This window comes from Psychrobacter glacincola, assembly GCF_965118485.1.
Lineage (GTDB): Bacteria > Pseudomonadota > Gammaproteobacteria > Pseudomonadales > Moraxellaceae > Psychrobacter > Psychrobacter glacincola_D.
In genome coordinates, this window is record NZ_CBCPJH010000090.1 from 1 (window position 1) to 736 (window position 736).

The 736-nt window shown below is 43.1% G+C and carries 1 pseudogene; it reads right to left on the reverse strand.

The features are described 5' to 3' along the window. Positions 1-736: pseudogene (locus ACMHKH_RS14670) on the reverse strand (IS3 family transposase); the annotation flags it as partial.

The following is a 736-nucleotide window of genomic DNA, read 5'->3' on the forward strand; positions in this document are numbered from 1 at the left end:
CCTGCGGTCATTCGCTTATTGATAGCATAGCCGACCAGCTCTTTAGTGTAGAGGTCTTTCACTCCTGCCAAATACAACCAGCCTTCTGTTGTCCAGATATAAGTAATATCACTGACCCACGATTCATTAGGACGCTTAGCATCAAATTGCTGATTTAGTATGTTTGGATAGACAAGCTTGTTGTGGTTGGAGTCCGTGGTAACTTTAAAACGTTTGTGGCGACGGCATTTGATACCATGTTCTTCTTTAATGCTTCTGACCATATATAGGCTAATATCGTGCCCTTGCTCTATCAGCTTTGCGTGCAGTCGATCAACACCATAACGTGCTTTTGTTTCACTATGTGCCGCTCTGACAAGTAGCTCAGACTGGTTACGGTGTATCTGTTGCTCACTGATATCACGACTCAGACAGTCATAGTAGCTAGAATGCTTAACCTTTAGTACACGACACATAGTAGTGATGCTAAAGAAGATATCGTTGTTTTTGATAAAGGCGTACTTCACTAACTGTGCTTGGCAAAGTACGCCGTCGCCTTTTTTAATATCTCTCGTTCCTCTTCGGCTACTTTAAGCTGTCGTTTGAGCTGCTTTATTTCCTGAAGAGCCGTCATAAGATCAGGATCATATTGTTCTGTGCCGATAAGCTTGCCTTGATTGGCTTTATTATGCCAATTAGATAAGGTCTGCATGGCGATGCCAAGCTGCTTTGCGGTCGCTGAGATATTGCCATTATC